This is a genomic window from Micromonospora sp. NPDC002411 (assembly GCF_053592955.1).
Window position 1 is genome coordinate 1 of sequence record NZ_JBSFBM010000613.1, and the last position, 1706, is coordinate 1706.

Here is a 1706-nt window from a genome sequence, read left to right on the forward strand (position 1 = left end):
TCAGTCGATGGTCGGGGGTGCCGTCCTCGCCGCCTCGGCGAGTGCCGCCGCCGCCGTGGCGTACGGGTTGTAGATGTAGGTGCGTGCCAGGCCCGCCGGCACCGTGAAGTACTCGGCCGACAGTTTCGCCGGGTCGCTGGCGATCTCCCCGCGCGCGGGGACGTCGTTGCCGTCGTCCCAGCCCCAGGGCGCGTTCGCCGAGTTGGTCGAACAACTCCAGGTGCCGACGCCGCAGTCGCCGGACGTGTCGCTGGCGAACGTGCCGAGGCTGGCGAACAGGCTCGGGTTGGACCGCTGCGCCCACAGCCCACCGACGGCGAAGATGTCGACCAGCTGATACCGGACGTCGCGGTCGTTGCTGCTGCTCGGCGTCTCGGCGACTGTCGACGGGTAGTAGACCAGCCCGTCGCCGTTGATGGCGTACTGCGGGTAGGCCTTCAGGCCATGGCCCTGAGCCTCCTGTGCCGTCACCGGGTGCTGAAACGCATCGTGCGGTGACGCCTGGAACTGCAGTGTGCCGTCGATGCTCTCCCGGCCACTGGTCCAGGTGCTGCCGGCTGGCGTGTACGAGAAGAAGTCGCTGTGCGCGACGGTGACGGCCGAGCGGAGGACGCCGTACGGGGAGCCGTCGCGCTCGATGGCGAACAGGGTGCCCTCTCCGTCGTTCTCGTGCTCGGTCTCGAAGAACGGGTGGTCGGTCCAGTCGCGGGGGTGGAAGAAGAAGTACGTGATGTACCAGTGGGTGCTCGTCTCCACGACCGAGTAGTAGGCGTGGGCGGCGAGTGAGGTGCCCGCCTGGCCGGCCCGGTCCCAGTTGTTGCGGCCGTTGAGGTCACCGTCGAAGTCGACTGCGCTGATGTAGTCCGACTGACCACTCAGCGCGTGACTCCCGGTGGCGTCGACGTCCTGGTAGTGGATGGGTGCCCAGCGGAGGGCGAGTTCGGCACGGCTGACGGCGGCTGCGGCCGGTGTCGGCGCGGCGAGGAGAGAGGCGGTCAGCACCGCGGTGGCGGCCGCCGCGATCAGCGTCCTCATCGTCCGGGGTCGCCGGGTCCTGCTGCTTCTGTCGAGCATGGTGTGCTCCCACGTCCGAGGTGATAGACAAATATGAATCATTGTCGGTGTGGGCGCCCGGCGTGTGTCCGTCCGGCGAAGAGGAGGCGGACGATGCCCGACCGGACTGCGGACGGCCCTTTTCCGGGGCCGGGCACGCGCTTGCATCGATGTTTGTCGACTGCCATGCTGTGGTTCGGTCGTGCTCGGGAGCCAGCGCGCACCACACCTTCTCCGGTCCACGGGACGCACGCGGTGGTCAGGTCACCCGTGCCGGGCAGTCCTCGTCGGCGACCGGTAACCCGAGCGCGGCACCGGCTACCACCTCGGTCATCGGTGCCCGGTAACCACCGGAGGTACCGATGCTTCGCATGTTCCTCGCCGCCACGACCGCGGCGCTCGCCGTCCTGGGTGGGGCGAACGCCGCCACAGGGGCCACCGGGGCTACGGAGGCCACAGGGGCCACACCCTTGGCCACGACGTCACCGGGGCCCACGCCGACGATCGCGTGCCCGCCCGCGTTGCCGATCACCGCCAACGTCGCCGGCGTCACCGCCACGAGCGTGACCATCTCCTACTCGATCTTCTTCCGCCCGCCCTGCGGCTACGACCCGCCGATGACCGTCAGCCTCTTCGCCAACCGCGAGGACGCC

General features: G+C 69.5%; 1 protein-coding gene and 1 pseudogene. One reads left to right on the forward strand and one right to left on the reverse strand.

Translation table 11 applies throughout. From position 1 onward, the window contains the following. The gene (locus ACWCO3_RS34435; RefSeq protein ID WP_450014177.1) at positions 1 to 1074 is read right to left on the reverse strand and encodes a hypothetical protein; all 1074 of its coding nucleotides are present in this window, start codon (positions 1072 to 1074) and stop codon (positions 1 to 3) included. Positions 1075 to 1415: 341 nt separating this feature from the next. On the opposite strand from ACWCO3_RS34435, the pseudogene ACWCO3_RS34440 reads away from it, so the two are divergent. Then, positions 1416 to 1706: pseudogene (locus ACWCO3_RS34440) on the forward strand (cellulose binding domain-containing protein); the annotation flags it as partial.